Genomic DNA, 22,324 nt, shown 5'->3' with positions numbered 1-22,324 from the left:
TGACTCCCGTGTCACTCGCAAACCGGGCGACCGATCATTCGGTCGACTGTCCGGGATCAGTAATCCAGCCGCCCGGGCCGGGCGTCAAGACATCAGCCCGTTGGCGGGATCGCGGACGCCCGGAGAGGATCGCGGTATGCCGACCTTCAGTGCATACGACGGCACCTCGCTCGCCTGCCATACGGAGGGGGAGGGGGAGCCGCTGATCTGTCTGCCGGGCGGCCCCATGCGGGCCTCGGCCTACCTCGGCGACCTCGGCGGCCTCACCGCCGGTCGCACGCTGATGCGGCTCGACCTGCGCGGCACCGGCGACTCCGCGGTACCGGACGACCCGGGCACGTACCGCTGCGACCGGCAGGTCGACGACGTCGAGGCGCTGCGTGAGCACCTCGGACTGGAGCGTGCCGACATCCTCGCCCACTCGGCCGCCGGCAATCTCGCCCTGCTCCACGCCGCCGCCCACCCCGAGCGCGTGCGCTCCCTGACCCTCGTCACCCCCGGCACCCGCGCCGTCGGCGTCGAGGCCACCGAACAGGACTGGCGGGACGCCGTCGCGCTGCGCAAGGGCGAGCCCTGGTACGAGGCCGGCCACCAGGCGTGGGAGGCCTACCTCGGCGGCGCCGAGCTCGACGACCTCTGGCCGGACATCGTGCCGTTCATGTACGGGCGCTGGGACGCGGCCGCGCGGGAGCACGCGGCCGACGACGCCCACCAGTCCAACCCGCAGGCGAGAAGCGCCTACTTCGCCGACGGCGCTTTCGACCCGCCGGCGACCGCGAAGGCGCTCGCCGTGCTGGAGGCGCCGGTGCTCGTCCTCGCCGGTGAGTACGACGGCGGGCCCACCCCCGCCCGCGCCGAGAGGACGGCCGCGCTCTTCCGCCACGGCACGGCCGTGGTGCAGCGCGGCGCTGGCCACTACCCGTGGCTGGACGACCCCGGCGCCTTCACCCGCGCCGTCACCGGCTTCCTCGACTCCGCCGTCACCGGCGCCGCGGCGGGGCCCGCGTGAAGCTCTGCTGTCGGCCCGCTTAAGAAAACCTCGATGGACTGAACGCCCGAGCCTCGGCAGATTGGTCCACGTCGTCCGCCGACCCGGCGTCCTGCCTGGTCCGCCCGCCCGCAATGCCTGGAGCCGCACCATGAAGGCACTCGTCAAGCAGCACGCCGAGCCCGGGCTGTGGCTCATGGACGTCCCCGAGCCCGAATACGGCCCGGGCGATGTGCTGATCAAGGTCCTCCGCACCGGCATCTGCGGTACCGATCTCCACATCCGCTCATGGGACGGCTGGGCTCAGCAGACCATCAGCACCCCACTGGTCGCGGGCCACGAGTTCGTCGGCGAGGTCGCGGCCGTCGGCGCGGACGTCCAGGACATCGCCGTGGGCGATCTGGTCAGCGGCGAGGGGCACCTCGTCTGCGGCAAGTGCCGCAACTGTCTCGCCGGCCGCCGCCATCTGTGCCGCAGCACCGTCGGGCTCGGCGTCGGCCGCGACGGAGCGTTCGCCGAGTACGTGTCGCTGCCCGCGTCGAACGTCTGGGTGCACCGCACGGAGGTCGACCTCGACATCGCCGCGATCTTCGACCCGTTCGGCAACGCCGTGCACACCGCGCTGTCCTTCCCGCTCGTCGGCGAGGACGTGCTGATCACCGGCGCGGGCCCGATCGGGGTCATGGCGGCCGCCGTCGCCCGGCACGCGGGCGCCCGCAACGTCGTGATCACCGACGTGAGCGAGCCGCGCCTCGAACTGGCCCGCAAGGTGGGCGCGACCCTGGCCGTCAACGTCGCCGAGACCGACATCGCCTCGGCACAGCGCACCCTCGGCCTCAAGGAGGGCTTCGACGTCGGCCTGGAGATGTCCGGCCGCCCCGAAGCCGTCCGCGACATGATCGACAACATGACGCACGGTGGCCGGATCGCGATGCTGGGTCTGCCCGCCCAGGAGTTCGCCGTCGACTGGTCCAGGATCGTCACCTCGATGATCACGATCAAGGGCATCTACGGCCGGGAGATGTTCGAGACCTGGTACGCGATGACGGTCCTCCTCGAAGGCGGACTCGACCTCGCTCCCGTGATCACCGGCAGCTACGGCTACCAGGACTTCGACGCGGCGTTCGACGAGGCCGCCACCGCCCGCAGCGGCAAGATCATCCTCGACTGGACCGCCTGACCGTCCTGACCGCCTGAGTCCCCGGCCCGGCCCGCAGCCACCCCTCAAGGGAGAGAACCCCATGTACGCGTCCGTCCGCGACGACCTCCGCGCCACCCTCGACGAGATCCGCGCCGCCGGCCTGCACAAGCCCGAGCGCGTCATCGGCACCCCCCAGTCGGCCTCCGTCGCCGTCACCTCCGGCGGTGCGCCCGGTGACGTGCTGAACTTCTGCGCCAACAACTACCTCGGCCTCGCCGACCACCCCGAGGTCGTCGCCGCGGGCAAGGAGGCTCTGGACCGCTGGGGCTACGGCATGGCCTCCGTCCGCTTCATCTGCGGCACCCAGGAGGTCCACAAGGAGCTGGAGCGCCGCCTCTCCGCGTTCCTCGGCCAGGAGGACACGATCCTCTACTCCTCCTGCTTCGACGCCAACGGCGGAGTCTTCGAGACCCTCCTCGGCCCCGAGGACGCCGTCATCTCCGACGCCCTCAACCACGCCAGCATCATCGACGGCATCCGCCTCTCCAAGGCGGCCCGCTTCCGCTACGCCAACCGGGACATGGCCGAGCTGGAGACCAGGCTCAAGGAGGCCACCGAGGGCGGCGCCCGGCGCAAGCTCGTCGTCACCGACGGCGTCTTCTCCATGGACGGCTACGTGGCGCCCCTGCGCGAGATCTGCGACCTCGCCGACCGCTACGACGCCATGGTCATGGTCGACGACTCGCACGCCGTCGGCTTCGTCGGCCCCGGCGGCCGTGGCACCCCCGAGCTGCACGGCGTCATGGACCGCGTCGACATCATCACCGGCACCCTCGGCAAGGCCCTCGGCGGCGCCTCCGGCGGCTACGTCGCCGCCCGCGCCGAGATCGTGGAGCTGCTGCGCCAGCGCTCCCGCCCGTACCTGTTCTCGAACTCCCTCGCCCCGGTCATCGCCGCCGCCTCCCTCACGGTCCTCGACCTGCTGGAGTCCGCCGGTGACCTGCGGGAGAAGCTCGCCGCGAACACCGCGCTCTTCCGCACGAAGATGACCGAGGCGGGCTTCGAGATCCTGCCCGGCGACCACGCGATCGCGCCCGTCATGGTCGGCGACGCGGCCGAGGCGGGCCGGATGGCCGAGCTGCTGCTGGAGCGGGGCGTGTACGTCATCGGCTTCTCGTACCCGGTCGTCCCGATGGGGCAGGCCCGCATCCGCGTCCAGCTCTCCGCCGCGCACTCCCGCGAGGACGTGGAGCGGGCGGTGGCGGCGTTCGTCGACGCCCGGGCGACAATGGCCGGGTGATCGACCCCCGCAGGCTCCGCATACTGCGTGCCGTGGCGGACCACCGTACGGTGACCGCCGCGGCCGCAGCGCTGTATCTGACCCCCTCCGCCGTCTCCCAGCAGCTCGCCGCCCTGGAGCAGGAGTCCGGCCACACCCTGCTCATCCGCAGCGGCCGCGGCGTACGGCTGACGGCGGCCGGCGAGATCCTCCTCGCCCATGCCCACGCGGTGCTCTCGCAGCTGGAACGGGCCGAGGCGGAGCTCGCCGCCTACGCGGGCGGCGCGGCCGGCGAGGTCACGGTCGCCGCCTTCGCGACCGGTATCGCCGAGGTCCTCGCCCCCGCGATCGGACGCCTGGCCGGCGAGCACCCCGGTATCCGGGTCCGCGTCCGCGACGCCGAGGGCGACGAGAGCCTGCCGATGGTCCTCGACGGCGAGGCCGATCTGGCCCTCGCCGTCGAGTACCGCGGGGCGCCCCGCGAGAACGACCGGCGACTTGCCCGTGTCCCGCTCTACGCGGAGCCCTTCGACGCCGTCCTGCACCGCGGCCACCCGCTCGCCGGCGGCAGCCGGGTGGAGCTCGCCGACCTGGCCGACAGCGACTGGATCGGCCAGTACCCCGGCAACCCCTGCCACGACGTCATGCTGCTGGCCTGCGAACTCGCGGGCTTCCAGCCCCGGCTGACCCACACCTCCGACGACTTCCGCGCCGTGGTGGCCCTCGCCGGTGCGGGCGCCGGAGTGGCCCTCGTCCCGCGCTCGGCGCTGCGCGGCATGGAGCTGAAGGACACCGTGGTCCTCCCCGTCGCGGGACCGGCCGCCACCCGGCGCGTCTTCGCGGCGGTCCGTCGCGGCGCGGAGGCCCATCCGCTCCTCAGCCCGGTCCTCGACGCCCTGGCCGGGGCAGCGGCGGGACTGTCCACGGACTGATACCGCCATCGCCGCCGCACCCGCCGCCGGGGCGGAAACCGGCCAGTGCCGGCGGGAACCGAACCGCGTCTTCGGCCGTCGCAGCGAGCATGAAGCCGAGAATCGTCGCGATTCCTGCACTCATCCTCCTCGCTGCCTGCGGGCAGGAGACAACTCCCGGCAGTACGGCGTCGCCCTCGCCGTCGTCGTCCCCTTCCACATCGCCGTCGGCCTCCGGCCAGCGCTACGAGGTGTGGGCGACCGTCCTGGAGCACGCCTCGCACGGACCGCAGCTGTGCTCGATGGTCCTGACGTCAATGCCGCCCCAGTGCGGCGGCCCCGATGTCGTCGGCTGGACGTGGAGCGCGGTCGAGCACAAGTCCCTGAACGGAACGACCTGGGGCATGTACGACCTCGTCGGCACCTGGGACGGCAGCCGCTTCACGCTGACCGAACCGGCGAAGCCCTCCCCTCCCGGAACGCGCGAAGTTCCCGAAGGCGACTTCCTGACACCCGACTTCACGAGCCCCTGCCGTGCGGCGGCAGGGGACCGTGAGGCCGTGGACCCCTCGAAGGCGGGCGTCGACGACTACGAGCGCGCCCTTCGGACGGCGGAGAAGGACAAGGAGTTCGCCGGCGGCTGGATCGACACCGAAGGCGGCGGCACCGTCCTCGTCATGCGGTTCACCCGGGACCTAGGCGGCCACGAACGCGAGATCCGCAGGACCTGGGGCGGCGCCCTCTGCCTGACGACCGCCGCGCGCTCGCAGGCCGAACTCCGCAAGGTGCGGGAGCAGGCGGTGCAGAAGGTCCCGGACCTCCTGGGCGCGAGCATCGACATCGTGGACAACGCCGTGAGCATCAGAACCTACGTTGCCACCGACGAGATGCAGCGGGACATGGACCGGAGGTTCGGCGCCGGCGTGGTCCGCCTGTACGGCTGGCTGCGCCCGGCCGGCTGAACCGGTACCGGGCGCCGCCGTCAGTGCGGGCCCGGAGCTCCCGGCCGACGGACGTAGGGAGTCGTCGTGCTGAGCGCGGTGAAACCGAGACGCTCCAGGATCGGCCGGCTCGTCGGCATCGCGTCCACCTGGAGGTAGCGGTAGCCGCGTTCCGCCGCGACGCGGGCCCGACGTGCCACCGAGGCGCGATACAGGCCGCGGCCGCGCCACCGAGGTACCGTGCCCCCGCCCCACAGCCCCGCGAAGTCACGTCGTCCCGGCGGGAGTTCCAGCCGGCACGAGCTCACCGGCACCTCACCGGCCATGGCGACGACGGCGACGAGACCGTCCGGCCCGGCCGCCAGCTGTGCGAGCAGCTGCGCCCTCAGCCGGGAGGAGTCCGTACCGAAGGCCTCCTCGTGGACCCGGGCGACGAGATCCACGCCGGCGGCGTCGGTGACCCGGTGGAACTCCACGCCCGGCGGCAGCTCCGGTCCGTCCCGGCGCCCGTCCGCGAACGCGTCGGTGGGTGCGACCATCAGGGTCTCGTCGGGCTCCGGTACGAACCCGGCCGCGAGCAGCCGCTCCGCGAGATCGGCCGGCCGGTCGTGCCCGTACAGCTTCCACTCGAACTCGCAGCCGAGCGGGGCGAAATGGCGCACCTGCGCGGCGATGGCCGCGTCCGCCGTCGTCGTGTCCAGGCCGGACCACAGGACACCGTTCCAGCCGTCGGCACCGGCGGTCTGCCGTACCACGCCATCCACACACTCGACCCGTGATGCGGGCCCGTCCGCCGGAGCGTCCCGCCGCATCTGCTCGTCGTACAGGGCCAGCACCGCATCGTGATTCATCCGGCCACTCCACCACCGGCCCGCAGCGGCGGCAACGGAGTTTCGCGGCCGACGACGCGAACGCCCGGTGCCGGGCGGCTCACGCGCCCCTGACGAGCCGGTCCACCGCCGCGGTGCCGGAGCCGTACGGCAGCGCGTACTCCGGCATGGGGCCGGGACTCCTGGCCGGTTCGAGGGCCGGAATCCGGTCGTACCCCTGGCCGTGTCCGTGTCCGTGTCCGTGTCCGTGGGCCTGACCCTGGCCGTGGTTCTGGGTCTGGCCCTGACTCTGGCCGTAGGTCCGGCCCTGGCCGTGGTGCGTCGCGTACAGCGTCTCCTCCAGCCCGGCCACCAGCCGCTGCACGTCCGCCTGCGGCCGCACCACGAGCCGCAGATACCGGCTGGAGCTGCCGATCTTGTTCCCGCACTCCCGCACCAGCACGCCGTACTCCTCCAGCAGCCGGTCGCGAAGCACCGCCCCGTCGGCGCCCTCCGGCAGCCGTACGTACAGGAAGTTGCCCTGCGACGGGTACACCGTCAGCCCCGGCAGCCGGCTCAGCTGCCAGATCATCTCCTGCCGGTCGCGCTGCACCAGACGCAGACTGTGCGCGTACTCGAGCCGGTGCTCCTTCAGCATGAACACCACGGTCTCGGCGAAGGAGTTGAGGTTCCACTTCGGCAGCGCCGCCCGCACCCGCCCCGCGAGTCCCGGATTGGCGACGAGATAGCCGAAACGCACCCCGTGCAGCCCGAAGTTCTTGCCCAGACTGCGCAGCACGATCGTGTTGGGGCGCAGCACGGCCTCGCCGACGACGCTGGAATCCGCCTCCGCGTCCGCGAACTCCAGGAACGACTCGTCCACGACGACCAGGTCAAGATCCTGGAGCTGGTCCAGGAGCGCGAGGACGCCGTGCCGCGGCAGCAGACCGCCGTCCGGGTTGTTCGGATTGCAGATGACGGCCGTACGGGAGCCTCTCGTGCGGACGAAGTCCACGAACGACGCCGGATCGAGGGCGAAGCCGGCGGACTCCGGCAGCGGGAACATGTCCACCCGCTTGCCCGTCTCCATGGGCTGGTCCGTCCACCGCCCGAACGTCGGCACCGGCACCGCCAGCGACTCCCGCACCAGCAGATGGTCGATCCAGGTGATCAGCTCGGTGGATCCGTTCCCCATGGCGACCGTCTGCGGATTGAGCCCCAGGACGGAACACAGCTCGGTGGTGATGGTGTCCGCGCTGCTCGGGTAGTACGTGAGGATGTCCCGCAGCCGGCCGCCCAGCTCTTCGAACATCTCGGGCGTGGGGAAGTACGGGTTGCAGGGGATGCAGAAGTCGGTGATCGCCTGTGCGTCCCCGCCCGCCCGGCTCAACGCCGCGTACGAGGGACTGTGCGCCGTCGACGCGCGGAACAGCGCGGTGACGTTGCTGCCGGCTTCGGCCATGGGGTTCCTCCGGAGGTGGCTGGCTGCTGCCTGCCGGGGAATACGTACATCCGCACGATCGTGCTCAACAGTTGACGACCGGCGACCGGCCACCGGCGACCGGCGCCTTCCGGGGAACCGGGGCCCGTCGGGCCTAACCCCTGTCGTCCGCCGCCGCCACCGACCGCGCCCACCGGTAGTCCGCCTTGCCGCTGGGCGAGCGCTGGATCGACGGTGCGATGACCAGCTGCCGGGGGATCTTGTACCCGGCCAGCCGGGCGCGGCAGTGCTCCTGTACGGACTCCAGATCGAGGGCCGCCGCGCCCTGCCGCAGCTGTACGACGGCCGCCACATGGTTGCCCCACTTCTCGTCGGGGACCCCCGCGACCAGCGCGTCGTACACGTCGGGATGAGCCTTCAGCGCCTGTTCGACCTCCTCCGGATAGACCTTCTCGCCACCGGTGTTGATGCACTGCGAGCCCCGGCCGAGGACGGTGACGACACCCTCCTCGTCGACCGTCGCCATGTCGCCGAGCAGCACCCACCGCTCGTCGCCCTTGCGGAAGAAGGTCTCGGCGGTCTTCGCGGGGTCGTTGTAGTAGCCGAGCGGCACATGGCCACGCTGGGCGATACGGCCCGGCTCCCCGACGGCGACCGGCTCGAACGTGGCCGGATCGACCACCTGCGTACGGCCGTTGACCCGCACGCGGAACCCGTTGTCCTGCCCCGAGTCGTCCGTCGCCGTGCCGTTGAAGCCGGACTCCGACGAGCCGAAGTTGTCCAGCAGCATCACGTTCGGCGCCAGTGCCCTGAACTGGTCGCGCACCGTCTCGGACATGATCGCGCCGGACGACGACACACTGAACATCGAGGACAGGTCCGCGCCCTTCAGCGGCCCGTTGAGCGCGTCGATCAGCGGCCGCAGCATCGCGTCGCCCACCAGTGACACCGACGTCACCCGCTCCCGCTCGATCGTGCGCAGCACCTCCTCGGGCACGTACTTGCGGTGCAGCACCACCCGCTGGCCGAAGTTGAAGCCGATGAACGAGGTGAGCGTCGACGTCCCGTGCATCAGCGGGGGAGTGGGGAAGAAGGTGATGCCCTCGCCGCCGGCCGCGACCCGCTCCGCGATCTCCTCCGGCCGCTTCACCGGCTCACCGGTGGGCGCGCCACCGCCGAGCCCGGCGAAGAAGAGGTCCTCCTGGCGCCACATCACGCCCTTGGGCATTCCGGTGGTGCCGCCCGTGTAGATGATGAACTGGTCGTCCGCCGAGCGGGGCCCGAAGCCGCGCTCCGGCGAAGCCGCCGCCTCGGCGTCGCCGAACTCCGTGCAGCCGAGGGCCGCTGTGCCCTCCTGCGGCGTTCCCACCCGCACGAGGTGCCGGAGCTTCTCCGTCTGCGGCAGCGCTGCCGCTACCCGCTCCGTGAACTCGGCGTCGAAGACGAGAGCGGCGAGATCCGCGTCGCGGTAGAGGTAGACCAGCTCCTCCTCCACGTAGCGGTAGTTCACATTGACCGGGACGACGCGCGCCTTGAGACAGCCGAGGACCGTCTGCAGGTACTCGACGCCGTTGTAGAGGTGCAGCCCGAGGTGCTCACCCGGCCGCAGCCCGGCGTCGATCAGATGGTGGGCGACGCGGTTCGCGGCGGCGTCCAGCTCCGCGTAGGTCAGCCGGCGCTCCGCGCCCGTACCGGGATGGTCGACGTACACGAGCGCCTCGCGGTCCGGGACCACGTCGACGACCGACTCGAACAGGTCGGCAAGGTTGTACTCCACCGTTCCTCCTGACCCCGGTCCGTACGGCGCAACTGCCTCGGAGCGGTCATTAGAGCGCCGCCGCTCGCAACTGGGAAGGGGTCCCGCAGAAGAAATCTGACTGACTGTCAGAAAACTATTGAACTGGACCCCGGGCTCCTGCAACCTGTTCTAGGTCTTGAGACGGGAGGACGGTCATGGCGGGTACGGAACACCTCACCGTGCAGCGCGAGGGCGCCACGCTGGTGCTCACCTTGAACAGACCCGAGGCGAGGAACGCGCTGTCGCTGCCGATGCTGGTCGGGCTGCACGACGGGTGGGTGCAGGCCGACGAGGACGACGGCATCCGCTCCGTCGTCCTCACCGGAGCCGGCGGCGCCTTCTGCGCGGGCATGGACCTCAAGGCCCTGGCGGGAAGGGGAATGGAGGGCGAGCAGTACCGGGACCGGCTGAAGGCCGACCCCGATCTGCACTGGAAGGCCATGCTGCGCCACCACCGCCCGCGCAAACCCGTCATCGCCGCGGTCGAGGGGTACTGCGTCGCCGGAGGCACCGAGATCCTCCAGGGCACGGACATCCGGGTCGCGGGCGAGAGCGCCACGTTCGGACTGTTCGAGGTCAAGCGCGGCCTCTTCCCGATCGGCGGCTCGACCGTACGGCTGCAGCGTCAGATCCCCCGCACCCACGCCCTCGAGATGCTCCTCACCGGCCGCCCCTACACGGCCGCCGAAGCCGAACGGATCGGCCTCGTCGGCCATGTCGTCCCCGACGGCACCGCGCTGGAGAAGGCCCTCGCCATCGCCGAGCAGATCAACGCGTGCGGTCCGCTCGCGGTGGAGGCGGTGAAGGCGTCCGTGTACGAGAGCGCTGAGATGACGGAGACGGAGGGCCTCGCGGCCGAGCTGAAACGCGGCTGGCCGATCTTCGACACGTCCGACGCGAAGGAGGGTGCCCGCGCGTTCGCGGAGAAGCGCGATCCCGTGTACCGGCGGGCGTGAACCGCCCCTCCCCGCCTCCTGAAGAGCTTCGCCGGGAGGGTGTCCCGCCCCGGCTTCCCCCTACGCGTCAGGAGGCCGTGCCGGGGGTCCGGTGGCGGGCTCCCGGCGGGAAGCGGGGTCCCCGCGTCGCAGGGCGGAGGCGGCGCGGAGGGGAGAACACCCCGCGCGGCGGCCCACGCACCTCACCCGTCCCCGACCAAGGAGCCCAGCATGCCGTCCACACCCGCACCGGAGGTGCTCCGCGCACCCCTCGTCGTCGAGTTCCCCTTCACCCGCTCCCTCGGCCCCGTCCAGTCCGCCTTCCTCACCGGACTGCGTGAGCGCACCGTCCTCGGTGTGAAGACCTCCGGTGGCCGGGTCCTCGTCCCGCCCGTCGAGTACGACCCCGTGACCGCGGAGGAGATACGCGACCTCGTCGAGGTCGAAGCCACCGGCACCGTCACCACCTGGGCCTGGAACCCCGAGCCGCGTGCCGGCCAGCCCCTCACATCCCCGTTCGCCTGGGTGCTGGTGAGGCTCGACGGCGCCGACACCGCCCTCCTCCACGCCCTCGACGCGCCGGGACCCGACGCCGTACGCACCGGAATGCGCGTCCGGGTCCGCTGGGCCGACGAGCGCACCGGAGCGATCACCGACATCGCGTGCTTCGAACCGCACGACGGCGCCGCCGATCCCGACCACAACAGTGCCCCCCGCCACGGCGGGGAGTTCGCCGACCCCGTCACCGGCGTCGTCGCGGCCGCCCGCCTCGACTACACCTACACCCCCGGCCGCGCCCAGGCCCGCTTCATCAACGCCCTCGCCGGGCAGCGGATCACCGGGGAGCGCTGCCCGTCCTGCCGCAAGGTGTACGTCCCGCCCCGTGGCGCCTGCCCCACCTGCGGCGTCGCCACCTCCGAGCAGGTCGAGGTCGGCCCGCGCGGCACGGTCACCACGTACTGCATCGTCAACATCAAGGCGAAGAACCTCGACATCGAGGTGCCGTACGTCTACGCGCACATCGCCCTCGACGGCGCCGACCTCGCCCTCCACGCCCGCATCGGCGGAATCCCGTACGACCAGGTGCGCATGGGCCTGCGCGTGGAACCGGTGTGGACCGAGGGAGGCCGGCACCCGGACCACTACCGGCCCACCGGCGAACCCGACGCGGACTACGACACCTACAAGGAGCTGCTGTAGCCATGCGAGACGTCGCGATCGTCGCCTTCTCCCAGACCGACCACCGGCGCAGCACCGAGGAGCTCTCGGAGGTCGAGATGCTGATGCCGGTGCTGCACGACGTGCTCGAACAGACCGGGCTGCGGACCGGGGACATCGGATTCACCTGCTCCGGCTCCTCGGACTATCTCGCCGGCCGTGCCTTCTCCTTCACCATGGCGCTCGACGGAGTCGGCGCCTGGCCGCCCATCTCCGAGTCGCACGTCGAGATGGACGGTGCCTGGGCGCTCTACGAGGCGTGGGTGAAGCTCCTCACCGGCGAGGCGGACACCGCGCTGGTCTACTCCTACGGCAAGTCCTCGCCCGGTCCGGTCCGCGACGTGCTGACCCGCCAGCTGGACCCGTACTACCTCGCCCCGCTGTGGCCCGACTCCATCGCCCTCGCCGCCCTCCAGGCCCAGGCGCTGATCGACGGCGGGGAGACGGACGAGCCGGCCCTGGCCGCGATCGCCGCCCGCAGCCGCAGTGACGCGGCCGGCAATCCGCACGCACAGCTGCGCGGGCCCCGCGACCAGGGCGAGTACCTCGTACGGCCGCTGCGCACCGGCGACTGCCCGCCCATCGGTGACGGCGCGGCCGCCGTTGTGCTCGCCGCCGGGGACAGGGCCCGCGAGCTGTGTGAACGGCCCGCCTGGATCCGCGGCATGGATCACCGCATCGAGGCGCACAGCCTCGGCGTGCGTGATCTCACCGACTCGCCCTCGACCCGGCTCGCTGCCGAACGGGCCGGGGCCTTCGAACGGCCGGTGGACACCGCCGAGCTGCACGCCCCCTTCACGTCCCAGGAGGTCGTGCTCCGCAAGGCCCTCGACCTCGACGAGAGGGTGAGGGTCAATCCGTCCGGCGGAGCCCTCGCCGCCAATCCCGTCATGGCCGCCGGCCTCATCCGCCTCGGCGAGGCCGCCGCCGCCGTCCACCGCGGTGAGTCCGAACGGGCCCTCGCCCACGCCACGTCCGGCCCCTGCCTGCAGCAGAACCTGGTCGCCGTCCTCGAAGGAGAGCCGCATGTCGGTTAAGGAACCCGTGGCCGTCGTCGGCGTCGGCCAGACCGAGCACGTCGCGGCCCGCCATGACGTGTCCATCGCGGGACTGGTCCGCGAAGCCGCGCGGCGCGCCCTGGACGACGCCCAGCTCACCTGGGCGGACATCGACGCCGTCGTCATCGGCAAGGCCCCGGACTTCTTCGAGGGCGTGATGATGCCGGAGCTGTACCTCGCCGACGCGCTCGGCGCCGTCGGCAAGCCGATGCTCCGGGTCCATACGGCGGGCTCGGTCGGCGGTTCGACCGCACTCGTCGCCTCCAACCTCGTCGCGGCCCGCGTCCACCGGACCGTGCTGACCCTCGCCTTCGAGAAGCAGTCCGAATCGAACGCGATGTGGGGCCTGTCGCTGCCCATTCCGTTCCAGCAGCCACTCCTGGCGGGCGCGGGCGGCTTCTTCGCCCCCCACGTGCGCGCCTACATGCGCCGCAGCGGCGCACCCGACACGGTCGGGTCCCTCGTCGCCTACAAGGACCGGCGCAACGCGCTGAAGAACCCCTACGCCCATCTGCACGAGCACGACATCACCCTGGAGAAGGTGCAGTCCTCGCCGATGCTGTGGGACCCGATCCGCTACTCCGAGACGTGCCCGTCCTCCGACGGCGCCTGCGCGATGATCCTCACCGACCGGGCCGGCGCGGCTCGTTCACCGCTGCCGCCGGCCTGGGTGCACGGCGGCGCGATGCGCAGCGAGCCCACGCTCTTCGCCGGGAAGGACTTCGTGTCGCCGCAGGCCGGCAAGGACTGCGCGGCCGACGTCTACCGGCAGGCCGGCATCGCCGATCCGCGCCGTGAGATCGACGCCGTCGAGATGTACGTGCCGTTCTCCTGGTACGAGCCGATGTGGCTGGAGAACCTGGGCTTCGCGGCGGAGGGCGAGGGCTGGAAGCTGACCGAGTCCGGCGCCACGGAACTGGACGGGGACCTGCCCGTCAATCCGTCGGGCGGCGTGCTGTCCACCAACCCCATCGGGGCCTCGGGGATGATCCGCTTCGCCGAGGCGGCGCTCCAGGTGCGCGGGCAGGCGGGCGAGCACCAGGTGGACGACGCGCGCAAGGCCCTCGGCCACGCCTACGGGGGCGGCTCGCAGTTCTTCTCCATGTGGCTGGTCGGCGCGGAGCCGCCGTCGAACTGAGCGGCAGGTCCCCTCCCGTCGCGGCCTGTCCGCGACGGGGGCCGATCGCTAGTCTGAGCCCCGGACGACGAACCGGGAGGAGTACGGACGTGGCCGAGACCATCACCACGGGCCAGCCGCTTACGGGCTGGGACAAGCCGGACCTCGACCTCAGCCAGGCGGACTGGCGGTCGGGCAGCCAGGGAGCGGGCGACGTTCAGATCGCCTTCGTCGAGGGCTTCATCGCGATGAGGAACGGCGGCCGTCCCGAGAGCCCGTCACTGATCTTCACCCCGGCCGAATGGCGTGCCTTCGTAGTCAACGCCCGGGAGGGGGAGTTCGACCTCACCTGAGGGTGGCCTTCGGGGCGGCCCTCCGACGGGCGGGCCGCCACGCCGATGTACCCGGCGAATCGAAGGGCGACACGCGTGTGCCGCCTTCATTCATGGCCCGCATCGGGCCCCGGCCGGTGATCTAGGCTGCGGATCATGAGTGCAGAGCGCGATCTCCACCGCCTCCTGACCACCATGCGGCCCGAACTCAACCCCGGCCGCCATGTCTTCACCACCGTCCCCGGCCCCACACCGCCACCCGCTCTCGCGCCCGTCGTCACCGTCGCCGAGGCCGAGGGCCTGACCCTCGTCGTACGCCAGGAGCTGGCCGACGCCGCCGGGCTGTCGTACGACTACGTCGCGGGCTGGATCACCCTGCGCGTGCACTCCGCGCTGGACGCCGTCGGACTGACCGCCGCCGTCGCCACCGCGCTCGCCGACGCGGGCCTGAGCTGCAACGTCGTCGCGGGCTTCCACCACGATCACCTGTTCGTGCCGTACGAGCGTGCCGAGGAGGCCGTCACCCTGCTGAGGGAACTGGCCGCGCACCCGCGCTGACGCGGTGTGCCGCGTGTCGCCCCGCACAGGGACGACACGCGGGCCGCCCGCGGCGCCTGTGACGGGCCGCGCGCGGTGGGCGCCCGGTCGGCGGCAGGGAGATCCGGCCACGTACCATGGCGGCATGTCCTTCCTCCGCCGCCGTAGCGCCGCCACTCCCGCGGGCCCGGACTTCGACGTCCTGGCCATGGACCCGGGGGACTGGCCGGGCAATCTGGGCGCCGGGCTGCTGCCCGCACCCGACGGGAGCTGCCAGGGCGTGTTCCTGCGCTACGACCTGTTCGGCGGACGCGGCCCCGCGATGATCATCGGCAATCTGCCGGAGGGCTCGCCGGCCCGGGACCTCGGCGAGGGCCAGGCCCCCTTCGAGGTCGCCCAGCTGCTCGCGGCGCTGGACAACGACGAGGAGGTCACGGTCGTCGGCACCGAGGACGTCCCCGTGATGCAGGGCGACAACCTGCTGATCGTGCGCAGGATCAAGCTCTCCGAAGGCCGGATCTCCTGCGTGCAGTTCGACCGCAGCGACAACGTCCTCGTCACCATCGCCAGCTGGGACCGGCCGATCACCGACGACCTGTACGCACTGCTGAAGCCGCTGCCCGCGGAACTCTTCCAGCAGGGCTGACAGGCACCGTCCCTCCCACCACCGCACTCCCGGGCTACTCCTCCACAGCCGGCACGACGCGATCGAGATCCAGGGCCCGCCGCGTCACCCTCACGGCGGGTCGCACCACCCGGATCACCGGCCCGTCCTAGAGCCGCACGGCACCCGCGGCCGAGCCCGCGGTCGAGCCCGCGGTCGAGCCCGCGGTCGAGCCCGCACCCGCGGCCGAACCCGCACCCGCGCCGGTGCGGAACCGGTCCACGACCCTCGCCGCGGACATCCCGAGCGCGGTCGGTCCGGCGAGCCGCAGGGGCGAGCCCGCGCCGGTGTGCACGTCGTCCGGCCCGTACCGGCGGATGTTCCGGTGCCAGTTCAGGATGCCCGCGATCCAGTCCTCCAGCTCGCGCACATACGCGTCGAGGGCCGCCCTGCCGCGCTCATCGAGACCGAACTGTTCGTGCAGCAGCGGCAGTTCATGCTCCTTGAGGTGCTGGAACTGGCGTAGCCGCGAGCGCATCAGGTCGTCGACGATCGCGACCGCGGCCGTGTAGTCGCAGCCGAAGAAGTTCTGCACCACCAGGACGGCGTTGTGCACCTCTCCCTCGACCTCGATCTCCTTCTGGTAGGAGAAGAGATCATTGATCAGCACGGCGTAGTCCGACGCGGAGCCCTCCAGGCTCCGCACCGTCCCGGTCCGGTAGATCTCCGGAGGCAGTTCCCCCTCACGGCGCAGTCGGCACAGCATCATCGTGAGGTCCGAGCCGAAGGTCAGACGCCGCATCTCCATGTAGTCGACGGGATCGGGCACCCGGTGCTGCGCCTGGTTGTGCAGTTCCCACAGCCAGCTCTCGAGCATCACGTCGAGGGCGCGCCGCAGCCCCGCCCGTGGCTCGGGGCCCATCGGCCCGGCGGTCCGCGCCCACAGATCGGCGAGAGCCCGCTCCATGGGGCTGACCGCCGCAGCCGCCCCTGCCGCCGGGTCCTCCAGCGGCAGACACGCCATGAGCCGGTCGGTGCACGCCTTCGCACCGAGGAGGTTGCGTGGGCGGCCGAACACGAGCGGGTAGTAGTCGTCCCCGTACGTCCCCCAGGTCAGCCACTCCGCGCTGAGCTCCAGCTCCTCGGGCGTCGCGTCCGGATCGAGGCCCGCCGAGCAGAGCGCGAAGTCGAAACCGGCGAGCATGGGCTCGTCCCAGATGTCCCCGAGCAGCCCCATCCGCTCGGCCCACGCGATCGACTTCCTCCTGGCGTCCTCGTGATGCGGACTGACCGTCAGCGGGAAGGGGCAGTCGAACTCGGGCAGCAGCGGCGGGCCCGTCGGCCGGTGGGGGACATGGGTGAGGCCGCGCAGCCGTGCGGCGGCGGGGCGCCCGAACATCGTCCTGACGTCCAGGGCCGACGTCCCGAGCACGCCGCCGAACAGCGAAGGCCCGCTCACCGCGCCCTCGTTCATGTAGCGGCTGGAGCGCAGATGCCACTCATGACCGCCGGACTGCCAGTCCTGGAGGCCCTTCGTGTACGCGGCGATCGCCGCGCACTGCGCCGGATCCAGTCCGTTCTCCACACACAGCGCCGGCACCTCGGTCAGCGCGGTGTTCTCGAACTGCTGCAGCCGGGACGTCAGCAGGTCGTTGACCGCATCGGCCGCCTCCTGTGTCGTACAGCCGAGGAATTTCTCCAGCACCAGCACGCCATTGCTGTTCTCGCCCTCGTCGCGGACCTCACGCTCGTACGAGAACAGGTCGTTGCGCAGATGCACGGCATCGGAGAACGCGTCCCTCAGCACCCGCATCGGCCTCGAGCCGGCCACCGCCGCCGGGACCTCCGCCCCCGCCGCGTACTCCACGAGCCCCGCCGACCACGGCGCACCGCCCACCTTGCGGCGCATCTCGATGTACTCGACGGGGTTGGCGATCCGCCCCTCGTTGATGTTGTGGAGCTCCCACAGAGACTCGTTCAGCAGATGCTCCGTCGCCTCGGAGAACCGGGCCCGCCACGCCGCCGACATGCTCGGCACCGTCCGGGCCCACAGATCGGCGAGCCCCGCCTCCACCTGGTTCTCCGGCTCCGGGGTGCCCTGCGCCGGATCCATCGGCATGAACGCCGGGAGCCGGTCCAGATACGCCTTGCCGCCCGCCGTGTCGCCGCTGCGTTTGAAGACTTCCAGGAAGTGGTCGTCGAAGAAGAACACCCACACGTACCAGTCCGTGACCAGCGACAGCGCCTCCGCCGAACAGTCCGGGTGGGTGTACGCGCACAGCAGGGCGTAGTCGTGCGCGTCGAGATCCTCCAGCTCCCAGATCCCCGACCCCTCCAGCATGCCCATGCGGTGCGCCCACTCCCGGGTGTGCTGCCGTGCCACATCGACATGCGGATTGAGCCGCGCCGGATACGGAACATAGAAATCCGGCAGGTGGAAGGGCTGTGCCATGCGTGCCCGGCCTTTCGGTGAGCGTCCGCGCGCGAGCCGCGCGGACCGTTCGGCGTACGGGCCAGCCCTACCCGTCGCCCATCCGGACCACGCGACCACGGTGATCACCCGTCCGGATGAACCCGCCGCGCGCGAGCACCGAGCCCACCTCCGGCCGGCGCCCCTCTACCGCCTCAGGACACGCACGTCCGCCGCCTTCACGAAGGCGACCCGGTGCCCGAACTGGATCTCGTAGTACATCTCCTTGCCGCGCACGACCGTGTGGTGGGAGGAGTCGAACGTCGTCGCCCAGTAGTACTCGCCCGGGGTCCGCCCCCCGGTCACGTACTCCTGCCCCGCGAGCAGCTTGTACGGCAGCGGTGTCACCGCCTGCACCGGCACGCCCGCCGGGTACGCCGAGGCCTCCGGATAGGCCCGCCCGTACACCGGCACCTCCGTCAGCCCCTCGCGCGGGGCGACGACCGATGCCCGCGCGCCCACCGCCGTCGGCTCCTTGCGCGGATTGTGGAACCACGCCTTCTGGCCCAGGTACCAGACGGCCGTCCAGTCACCGCGCCTCTCCGCCACCGCGTACTGCTGGCCGGTCGAGGCCCGTGCCCCCGTGTCGTTGACCCCGTTCGTGGAGCCCTCGCCACCCGGCCGCAGCCCGGCGTCCCGCACGAGCGGAGCCGTCTCGTCCGGCGCGGTGTGCAGCCGCACCGCTCCCGAACCGTGCGCCGGGCAGGTGTCCCCGGGCTTCTCGCAGCTCGTGTACACCGGCCGGTGGTCGTCGTAGTCGGGGCGGATCGTCACCACGGACGCGCGCGGGCCCGCGGTCGGGACGAGCGGCCGGCCCAGCAGGTCGAAGTAGTGCGCCCAGTCCCAGTAGGGACCCGGGTCGGTGTGCATCCCGGGAATGGTCGAGGGCAGCGTGCCCGGCACGTTGTCGTGGCCGATGATGTGCTGCCGGTCCAGCGGGATGTCGTAGCGCTGGGCGAGATAGCGCACCAGCCGGGCGGAGCTGCGGTACATCGCCTCCGTGTACCAGGCGTCGGGACTGACGAGGAATCCCTCGTGCTCCAGGCCCACCGACTTGGCGTTGACGTACCAGTTGCCCGCGTGCCAGCCGACGTCCTTCAGCCGCAGATGCTGCGCCACATGCCCGTCGGAGGAGCGCAGCGAGTACTGCCACGAGACGTACTCCGGGTCCTGCACCAGCTGGAGCGTGGTGTCCCAGGTCGCCTCGGTGTCATGGATGACGATGTACTCGACCGCCTGCGACGCGGGACGGTTCCCCTTGTCGTGGTTGCCGTAGTCGCCCGCGCCGAACTCCTTGTACGGAGCCGGGATCCACTCGCACGCCACGGACCGCGGACACTCCGTCAGCCCCTGGTCGACGGTCCGCAGGCCGAGGCCCCCGGCCGTCGCCGTGTCCGGCCGCAGCGCGGCGTCGGCCGGCAGCGCCACCCGCTGGCCGCTGTCGGTGGTCCGGCTCTGGCCCGAGCGGATGACGTCGTACACGTCGTCGGCGTACGTCTTCGCGGTCGCCGAGTCGTCGGCGCCGGAGAACCCCGCCACCGCCCCGTACCAGTCCGCCGCGTCGTCGCTCGGCTGCCCGCCGAGACGCTTCTGCGCGGCCGCGAGCAGGGCCGCCCCGCCACGGATGTTCGCTGCGGGGCTCGTGCGCAGCCGCTCGGGGGAGATACCCGTGAGCTGCGCGGCGCGCTCCAGCGTCCGCAGCCGCGCGGGCAGCGTCCCACCGTCCTCGACCGCTGTCGCGTCGCTCGTCCGCGGTGCCCGCGCGGCGTCCCCGCGGGCGTCCTCCGAGCCGTGCGAATGGTGCGGTGCCCCGGCCAGCGCCGTCCTGGCGTCCGTCAGATGCATCGGGCCGTAGCCACCGGTCACGCTCGGGGCGCCGCCGTGCCCGTCCCAGCGGGACTGCAGGTAGGAGACACCGAGCAGCACGCTCTGCGGCACCCGGTACTCGGCCGCGGCCTCGGCGAAGGCGCGCTGCAGTTCCCCGGACGGCGCGGGCTGCTCCGCGGTGGCGGACGGAGCGGCCGAGACCAGGGTCAGCAGCAGCGCCGCGACCACCGCCCCCCGGCTACGAGCGCTTCTCGGTCGTACGAGGGCGGATGCCTGCAATGCAGCCTCCAGTGACGGGTGGTGCGCGAGGGACCCGTACAGGGGTAGCGGCTCCCGGACGATCCGTCAATGAGGCTCAACGGTGCGGAATTCCCCGTCTCGGACGAGGGTCCGACGGCCTGCGGCGCGTCAGTGGCGTGGACCAATGACCGTGACGAGAAGCGTTCGGCCGCGCCGGTGAGGAGCCGTGCGACGGGTCGTGGTGACGTCCCGTCAGGCCATCGCCCGGGACAGTTGCCCGTCCACCTGGGCGGGCGACAGGGCGTGCTCGATCGCCAGGATCCCCGCACCCACCGCCGCCGCGTTCTGGCCCGTACGGCTCGGCTCGATCCGCAGCACATGCGTCGCCAGGGGATGCGACCGCCGGTACACCGCCTCCCGTACGCCGGCCAGTAGCTGATCGTGCACGGCTGCCAGGGCGCCGCCCACCACCACCGTGTCCGGATTGAAGAAGTTGACCAGCCCCGCCAGCACCTCGCCGACCGCCCGACCCGCCTCGCGCACCATCCGGACCGCATCCCGGTTGCCGGACTTCACCAGTCGTACGACATCGCTGCCCGACGCCGCCTCCAGACCCAGACCGGCCAGCCTCCCCGCCAGCGCGGCCCCGCCCGCGACGGCCTCCAGACAACCGGAGTTGCCGCAGCGGCACTCCTCCTCCTGGTCGCCGACCCGGATGTGCCCGATGTCGCCGGCGCAGCCCCGCGCACCACGGTGCAGTCGTCCGTCCGCGATGATTCCGCAGCCGATGCCCGTCCCCACCTTCAGATACAGCAGGAAACGGGTGTCGGGGAAGGCACGGCGCTGCTCGTCCAGCGCCATCACGTTGACGTCGTTGTCGACCAGCGCGCGCACACCGAAGCCCGCCGCGAAGAACTCCGGGATCGGGTACTGGTGCCAGCCCGGCATGATCGGCGGGTCCACCGGGCGGCCCGTCGAGAACTCGACGGGACCCGGCACTCCCACGCCGATCGACCGCAACGTCCCCGCCTCGCGGCCCGCTTCCCTGAGCAGCGTGTGCATGGTGCGCTCCACATGACGCAGCACCACATCGGGCCCGTCCGCGATCGACAGCGGATCCTCCCGCGTGGCCAGCAGCGCGCCGCCGACGTCCATCAGCGCCACCCGGCAGTGCGAGGCCCCGAGGTCCACGCCCACCACCGCGTGCTCCTCGGTGCGCAACTGAAGCCTGCGCGGGGGCCTTCCGCCCGTCGAACCGCCGTCCGCGTTGTCCTCGTCGAGGAAGCCGTGGGCGATCAGCGCGTCCACCCGCTGCGACACCGTGGACCGGGCCAGTCCGGTGATCCGCGCGATGTCGGCGCGGGTCGCGGCGGATCCGGAACTGATCAGCGCGAGCACCTCACCCGGCGAGTACGGGACGGCGGAGGAGCTGAGATCCGTCGGCGAAGACATGCCGGAAACCATAGGGAGGACTTCCGCCGCTCACAAGGCAGCGCTTGTTCGGCCATCGGCATAAGTCCGAGCCAACTCGACCGAGGACAAAGCTGCTTGGTCGGCCCCGGGGAACATCGGTACAGCGGTTGACGCCAAGGCGGTGATCATGGTCCGATCGGCGCGAGCGTGCTGATGCGGTTCTCGTCCGGCTGTTGTAGTGGGGACAGACTGCTGTCTGCCATCGGTGAACACCGCCCCGAGCGGGCGCAACGGTCATTAACGTCCCCTCACATGACGACGGTCACAACCCGCACGGTCGAATACCCGGCCGACAACCTGACGATGATCGGATACCTCGCGCTCCCGGCCGGTGCCGAGCGCCGACCCGCAGTCCTGATCGGACCCGAAGGGGTGGGGCTCAGCGATGTCGAGCGCCGCCGGGCGGAGGCTCTGGCCGAGCTGGGGTACGTGGCGCTGGCTTTCGACCTCCATGGTGGACGCTATCTGGAAGACCCAGAGGAAATGTTGGCCCGTTGCATGCCGCTGCTCGCCGACCCCGACCGGATGCGAGGAATCGGTCACGCCGCGCTCGACGTGTTGCGTGCCGAACCACGGGCCGACCCCGACCGGACCGCCGCCATCGGCTACGGCACCGGGGGCGCGGTCGCACTGGAACTCGGTCGCGATGGTGTCGATCTGCGCGCGATCGGGACAGTCAACGCAACTATCACGGGCCGACCGGGCGAGGCGGCACGCATTCGCTGCCCGGTATGGGCCGGGGTCGGGTCGGAAGACCCGATCATGCCGCCCGCCCAACGGGAAGCGTTCACCGCAGAGATGCGGGCTGCGGGCGTCGACTGGCGCCTCGTGGTCTACGGAGGTGCCCTTCACGCCTTCCACCACCCACCGGTCGACCACACCGTGCGTCCCGGCGTCGGCTACCACCCACGGCACGCAGAGCGAGCCTGGCGTGACATCGTCGCTCTGCTCGCCGAGTGCCTGCCCGTCACGGATTGATCCGATCGGCTCCTGATACGCACTCCTGCCCGCCGTCGTCGTCTTCGTCCAGCTCCGACGCCTCCGCGTCGCGCAGCGGGCGCAGGGCGCCGGCGGCCGGAGTCGAGGCCGTGCAGCTGTAGCGGCCGACCAGGTTCAGGTTGCGGCGCTGCCGATCGACGTGCACGAGCCGAGCCCGGGTCAACGCCTCGTAGCCGGGGCTGACCACCGGGGGGCAGACCGATGTT

At 71.6% G+C, this 22,324-nt stretch carries 20 protein-coding genes; 13 read left to right on the top strand and 7 right to left on the bottom strand.

All coding sequences use genetic code 11. The annotated features are described in order from the left end of the window. Positions 1-136 precede the first annotated feature (136 nt). The 5 genes from ACIQMR_RS15600 to ACIQMR_RS15580 all read left to right on the top strand — a co-directional run bounded on the left by ACIQMR_RS15600 (position 137) and on the right by ACIQMR_RS15580 (position 5,281). Positions 137-1,009, top strand: coding sequence for an alpha/beta fold hydrolase (locus tag ACIQMR_RS15600; protein WP_401386452.1), 873 nt, complete (start codon positions 137-139; stop codon positions 1,007-1,009). A 130-nt stretch (positions 1,010-1,139) separates the two neighbouring features. Further along, positions 1,140-2,168 (top strand): L-threonine 3-dehydrogenase, encoded by a 1,029-nt coding sequence (gene tdh / locus ACIQMR_RS15595; protein WP_401386450.1) that lies wholly within the window; start codon positions 1,140-1,142, stop codon positions 2,166-2,168. A gap of 61 nt (positions 2,169-2,229) precedes the next feature. Beyond that, entirely contained in the window at positions 2,230-3,429 is a 1,200-nt protein-coding gene (locus ACIQMR_RS15590) for a glycine C-acetyltransferase (RefSeq protein ID WP_401386447.1), read from the top strand. Then, positions 3,426-4,340 carry a LysR family transcriptional regulator gene (locus ACIQMR_RS15585; RefSeq protein ID WP_401386444.1) on the top strand — a complete coding sequence of 305 codons (915 nt, stop codon included), beginning with the start codon at positions 3,426-3,428 and terminating at the stop codon, positions 4,338-4,340. The genes ACIQMR_RS15590 and ACIQMR_RS15585 overlap by 4 nt, the downstream gene beginning before the upstream one ends. 89 nt (positions 4,341-4,429) lie before the next feature. Further along, on the top strand, positions 4,430-5,281 hold the full coding sequence (locus tag ACIQMR_RS15580; RefSeq protein WP_401386441.1) for a hypothetical protein: 852 nt from the start codon (positions 4,430-4,432) through the stop codon (positions 5,279-5,281). 20 nt (positions 5,282-5,301) lie between these two features. Here ACIQMR_RS15580 and ACIQMR_RS15575 read toward each other — a convergent pair whose 3' ends face one another. The 3 genes from ACIQMR_RS15575 to ACIQMR_RS15565 all read right to left on the bottom strand — a co-directional run bounded on the left by ACIQMR_RS15575 (position 5,302) and on the right by ACIQMR_RS15565 (position 9,287). Next, positions 5,302-6,111 carry a GNAT family N-acetyltransferase gene (locus tag ACIQMR_RS15575; protein WP_401386438.1) on the bottom strand — a complete coding sequence of 270 codons (810 nt, stop codon included), beginning with the start codon at positions 6,109-6,111 and terminating at the stop codon, positions 5,302-5,304. Positions 6,112-6,190: 79 nt separating this feature from the next. Continuing rightward, positions 6,191-7,531: a pyridoxal phosphate-dependent aminotransferase gene (locus tag ACIQMR_RS15570; protein ID WP_401386435.1), complete on the bottom strand. Its 1,341-nt coding sequence runs from the start codon at positions 7,529-7,531 to the stop codon at positions 6,191-6,193. 133 nt (positions 7,532-7,664) lie between these two features. Continuing rightward, complete coding sequence (locus tag ACIQMR_RS15565; RefSeq protein ID WP_401386432.1) at positions 7,665-9,287, bottom strand: acyl-CoA synthetase; 1,623 nt, start codon at positions 9,285-9,287, stop codon at positions 7,665-7,667. Between the two features lie 176 nt (positions 9,288-9,463). Here ACIQMR_RS15565 and ACIQMR_RS15560 point away from each other — a divergent pair, with 176 nt between their 5' ends. The 7 genes from ACIQMR_RS15560 to ACIQMR_RS15530 all read left to right on the top strand — a co-directional run bounded on the left by ACIQMR_RS15560 (position 9,464) and on the right by ACIQMR_RS15530 (position 15,151). Beyond that, positions 9,464-10,264: a crotonase/enoyl-CoA hydratase family protein gene (locus tag ACIQMR_RS15560; protein WP_401386429.1), complete on the top strand. Its 801-nt coding sequence runs from the start codon at positions 9,464-9,466 to the stop codon at positions 10,262-10,264. Between the two features lie 210 nt (positions 10,265-10,474). Further along, a complete protein-coding gene (locus ACIQMR_RS15555; protein WP_401386426.1) occupies positions 10,475-11,443 on the top strand; it encodes a Zn-ribbon domain-containing OB-fold protein in 969 nt (322 codons plus the stop codon). A gap of 2 nt (positions 11,444-11,445) precedes the next feature. Beyond that, on the top strand, positions 11,446-12,498 hold the full coding sequence (locus ACIQMR_RS15550) for a thiolase domain-containing protein (protein ID WP_401386423.1): 1,053 nt from the start codon (positions 11,446-11,448) through the stop codon (positions 12,496-12,498). Next, on the top strand, positions 12,488-13,657 hold the full coding sequence (locus tag ACIQMR_RS15545) for a thiolase domain-containing protein (protein WP_401386420.1): 1,170 nt from the start codon (positions 12,488-12,490) through the stop codon (positions 13,655-13,657). Before ACIQMR_RS15550 ends, ACIQMR_RS15545 begins: the two co-directional genes overlap by 11 nt. 89 nt (positions 13,658-13,746) lie before the next feature. Next, a complete protein-coding gene (locus tag ACIQMR_RS15540) occupies positions 13,747-13,989 on the top strand; it encodes a DUF397 domain-containing protein (RefSeq protein WP_358663345.1) in 243 nt (80 codons plus the stop codon). A 135-nt stretch (positions 13,990-14,124) separates the two neighbouring features. Further along, the gene (locus ACIQMR_RS15535; RefSeq protein ID WP_401386416.1) at positions 14,125-14,526 is read left to right on the top strand and encodes an ACT domain-containing protein; all 402 of its coding nucleotides are present in this window, start codon (positions 14,125-14,127) and stop codon (positions 14,524-14,526) included. Between the two features lie 124 nt (positions 14,527-14,650). Further along, entirely contained in the window at positions 14,651-15,151 is a 501-nt protein-coding gene (locus ACIQMR_RS15530; protein ID WP_401386413.1) for a hypothetical protein, read from the top strand. A 127-nt stretch (positions 15,152-15,278) separates the two neighbouring features. Here ACIQMR_RS15530 and ACIQMR_RS15525 read toward each other — a convergent pair whose 3' ends face one another. The 3 genes from ACIQMR_RS15525 to ACIQMR_RS15515 all read right to left on the bottom strand — a co-directional run bounded on the left by ACIQMR_RS15525 (position 15,279) and on the right by ACIQMR_RS15515 (position 21,098). Beyond that, positions 15,279-17,561, bottom strand: coding sequence for a germacradienol/geosmin synthase (locus ACIQMR_RS15525; protein ID WP_401386410.1), 2,283 nt, complete (start codon positions 17,559-17,561; stop codon positions 15,279-15,281). A gap of 165 nt (positions 17,562-17,726) precedes the next feature. Then, positions 17,727-19,634, bottom strand: a complete 1,908-nt coding sequence (locus tag ACIQMR_RS15520; RefSeq protein ID WP_401386407.1) for an N-acetylmuramoyl-L-alanine amidase — start codon at positions 19,632-19,634, stop codon at positions 17,727-17,729. 264 nt (positions 19,635-19,898) lie between these two features. After that, positions 19,899-21,098: an ROK family protein gene (locus tag ACIQMR_RS15515; RefSeq protein WP_401386404.1), complete on the bottom strand. Its 1,200-nt coding sequence runs from the start codon at positions 21,096-21,098 to the stop codon at positions 19,899-19,901. Positions 21,099-21,371: 273 nt separating this feature from the next. On the opposite strand from ACIQMR_RS15515, the gene ACIQMR_RS15510 reads away from it, so the two are divergent. Then, positions 21,372-22,097, top strand: a complete 726-nt coding sequence (locus ACIQMR_RS15510) for a dienelactone hydrolase family protein (RefSeq protein WP_401386401.1) — start codon at positions 21,372-21,374, stop codon at positions 22,095-22,097. Here ACIQMR_RS15510 and ACIQMR_RS15505 read toward each other — a convergent pair. Next, a complete protein-coding gene (locus ACIQMR_RS15505) occupies positions 22,087-22,263 on the bottom strand; it encodes a hypothetical protein (RefSeq protein ID WP_401386925.1) in 177 nt (58 codons plus the stop codon). The genes ACIQMR_RS15510 and ACIQMR_RS15505 overlap by 11 nt on opposite strands. Positions 22,264-22,324: the final 61 nt, after the last annotated feature.

The organism is Streptomyces sp. NPDC091376 (assembly GCF_044757085.1).
Taxonomy (GTDB): domain Bacteria; phylum Actinomycetota; class Actinomycetes; order Streptomycetales; family Streptomycetaceae; genus Streptomyces; species Streptomyces pratisoli.
The sequence above is the reverse complement of the archived record's forward strand: the minus strand, read 5'-3'. Positions and strand labels throughout refer to the sequence as shown.

What these genes read in the sequence shown, in the direction of transcription:
- ACIQMR_RS15600 (WP_401386452.1), top strand. Translation starts at nt 137, where the DNA reads ATGCCGACCTTCAGTGCATACGACGGCACCTCGCTCGCCTGCCATACG.
- tdh (WP_401386450.1), top strand. Translation starts at nt 1,140, where the DNA reads ATGAAGGCACTCGTCAAGCAGCACGCCGAGCCCGGGCTGTGGCTCATG.
- ACIQMR_RS15590 (WP_401386447.1), top strand. Translation starts at nt 2,230, where the DNA reads ATGTACGCGTCCGTCCGCGACGACCTCCGCGCCACCCTCGACGAGATC.
- ACIQMR_RS15580 (WP_401386441.1), top strand. Translation starts at nt 4,430, where the DNA reads ATGAAGCCGAGAATCGTCGCGATTCCTGCACTCATCCTCCTCGCTGCC.
- ACIQMR_RS15575 (WP_401386438.1), bottom strand. Translation starts at nt 6,111, where the DNA reads ATGAATCACGATGCGGTGCTGGCCCTGTACGACGAGCAGATGCGGCGG.
- ACIQMR_RS15570 (WP_401386435.1), bottom strand. Translation starts at nt 7,531, where the DNA reads ATGGCCGAAGCCGGCAGCAACGTCACCGCGCTGTTCCGCGCGTCGACG.
- ACIQMR_RS15560 (WP_401386429.1), top strand. Translation starts at nt 9,464, where the DNA reads ATGGCGGGTACGGAACACCTCACCGTGCAGCGCGAGGGCGCCACGCTG.
- ACIQMR_RS15555 (WP_401386426.1), top strand. Translation starts at nt 10,475, where the DNA reads ATGCCGTCCACACCCGCACCGGAGGTGCTCCGCGCACCCCTCGTCGTC.
- ACIQMR_RS15550 (WP_401386423.1), top strand. Translation starts at nt 11,446, where the DNA reads ATGCGAGACGTCGCGATCGTCGCCTTCTCCCAGACCGACCACCGGCGC.
- ACIQMR_RS15545 (WP_401386420.1), top strand. Translation starts at nt 12,488, where the DNA reads ATGTCGGTTAAGGAACCCGTGGCCGTCGTCGGCGTCGGCCAGACCGAG.
- ACIQMR_RS15535 (WP_401386416.1), top strand. Translation starts at nt 14,125, where the DNA reads ATGAGTGCAGAGCGCGATCTCCACCGCCTCCTGACCACCATGCGGCCC.
- ACIQMR_RS15530 (WP_401386413.1), top strand. Translation starts at nt 14,651, where the DNA reads ATGTCCTTCCTCCGCCGCCGTAGCGCCGCCACTCCCGCGGGCCCGGAC.
- ACIQMR_RS15525 (WP_401386410.1), bottom strand. Translation starts at nt 17,561, where the DNA reads ATGGCACAGCCCTTCCACCTGCCGGATTTCTATGTTCCGTATCCGGCG.
- ACIQMR_RS15515 (WP_401386404.1), bottom strand. Translation starts at nt 21,098, where the DNA reads ATGTCTTCGCCGACGGATCTCAGCTCCTCCGCCGTCCCGTACTCGCCG.
- ACIQMR_RS15510 (WP_401386401.1), top strand. Translation starts at nt 21,372, where the DNA reads ATGACGACGGTCACAACCCGCACGGTCGAATACCCGGCCGACAACCTG.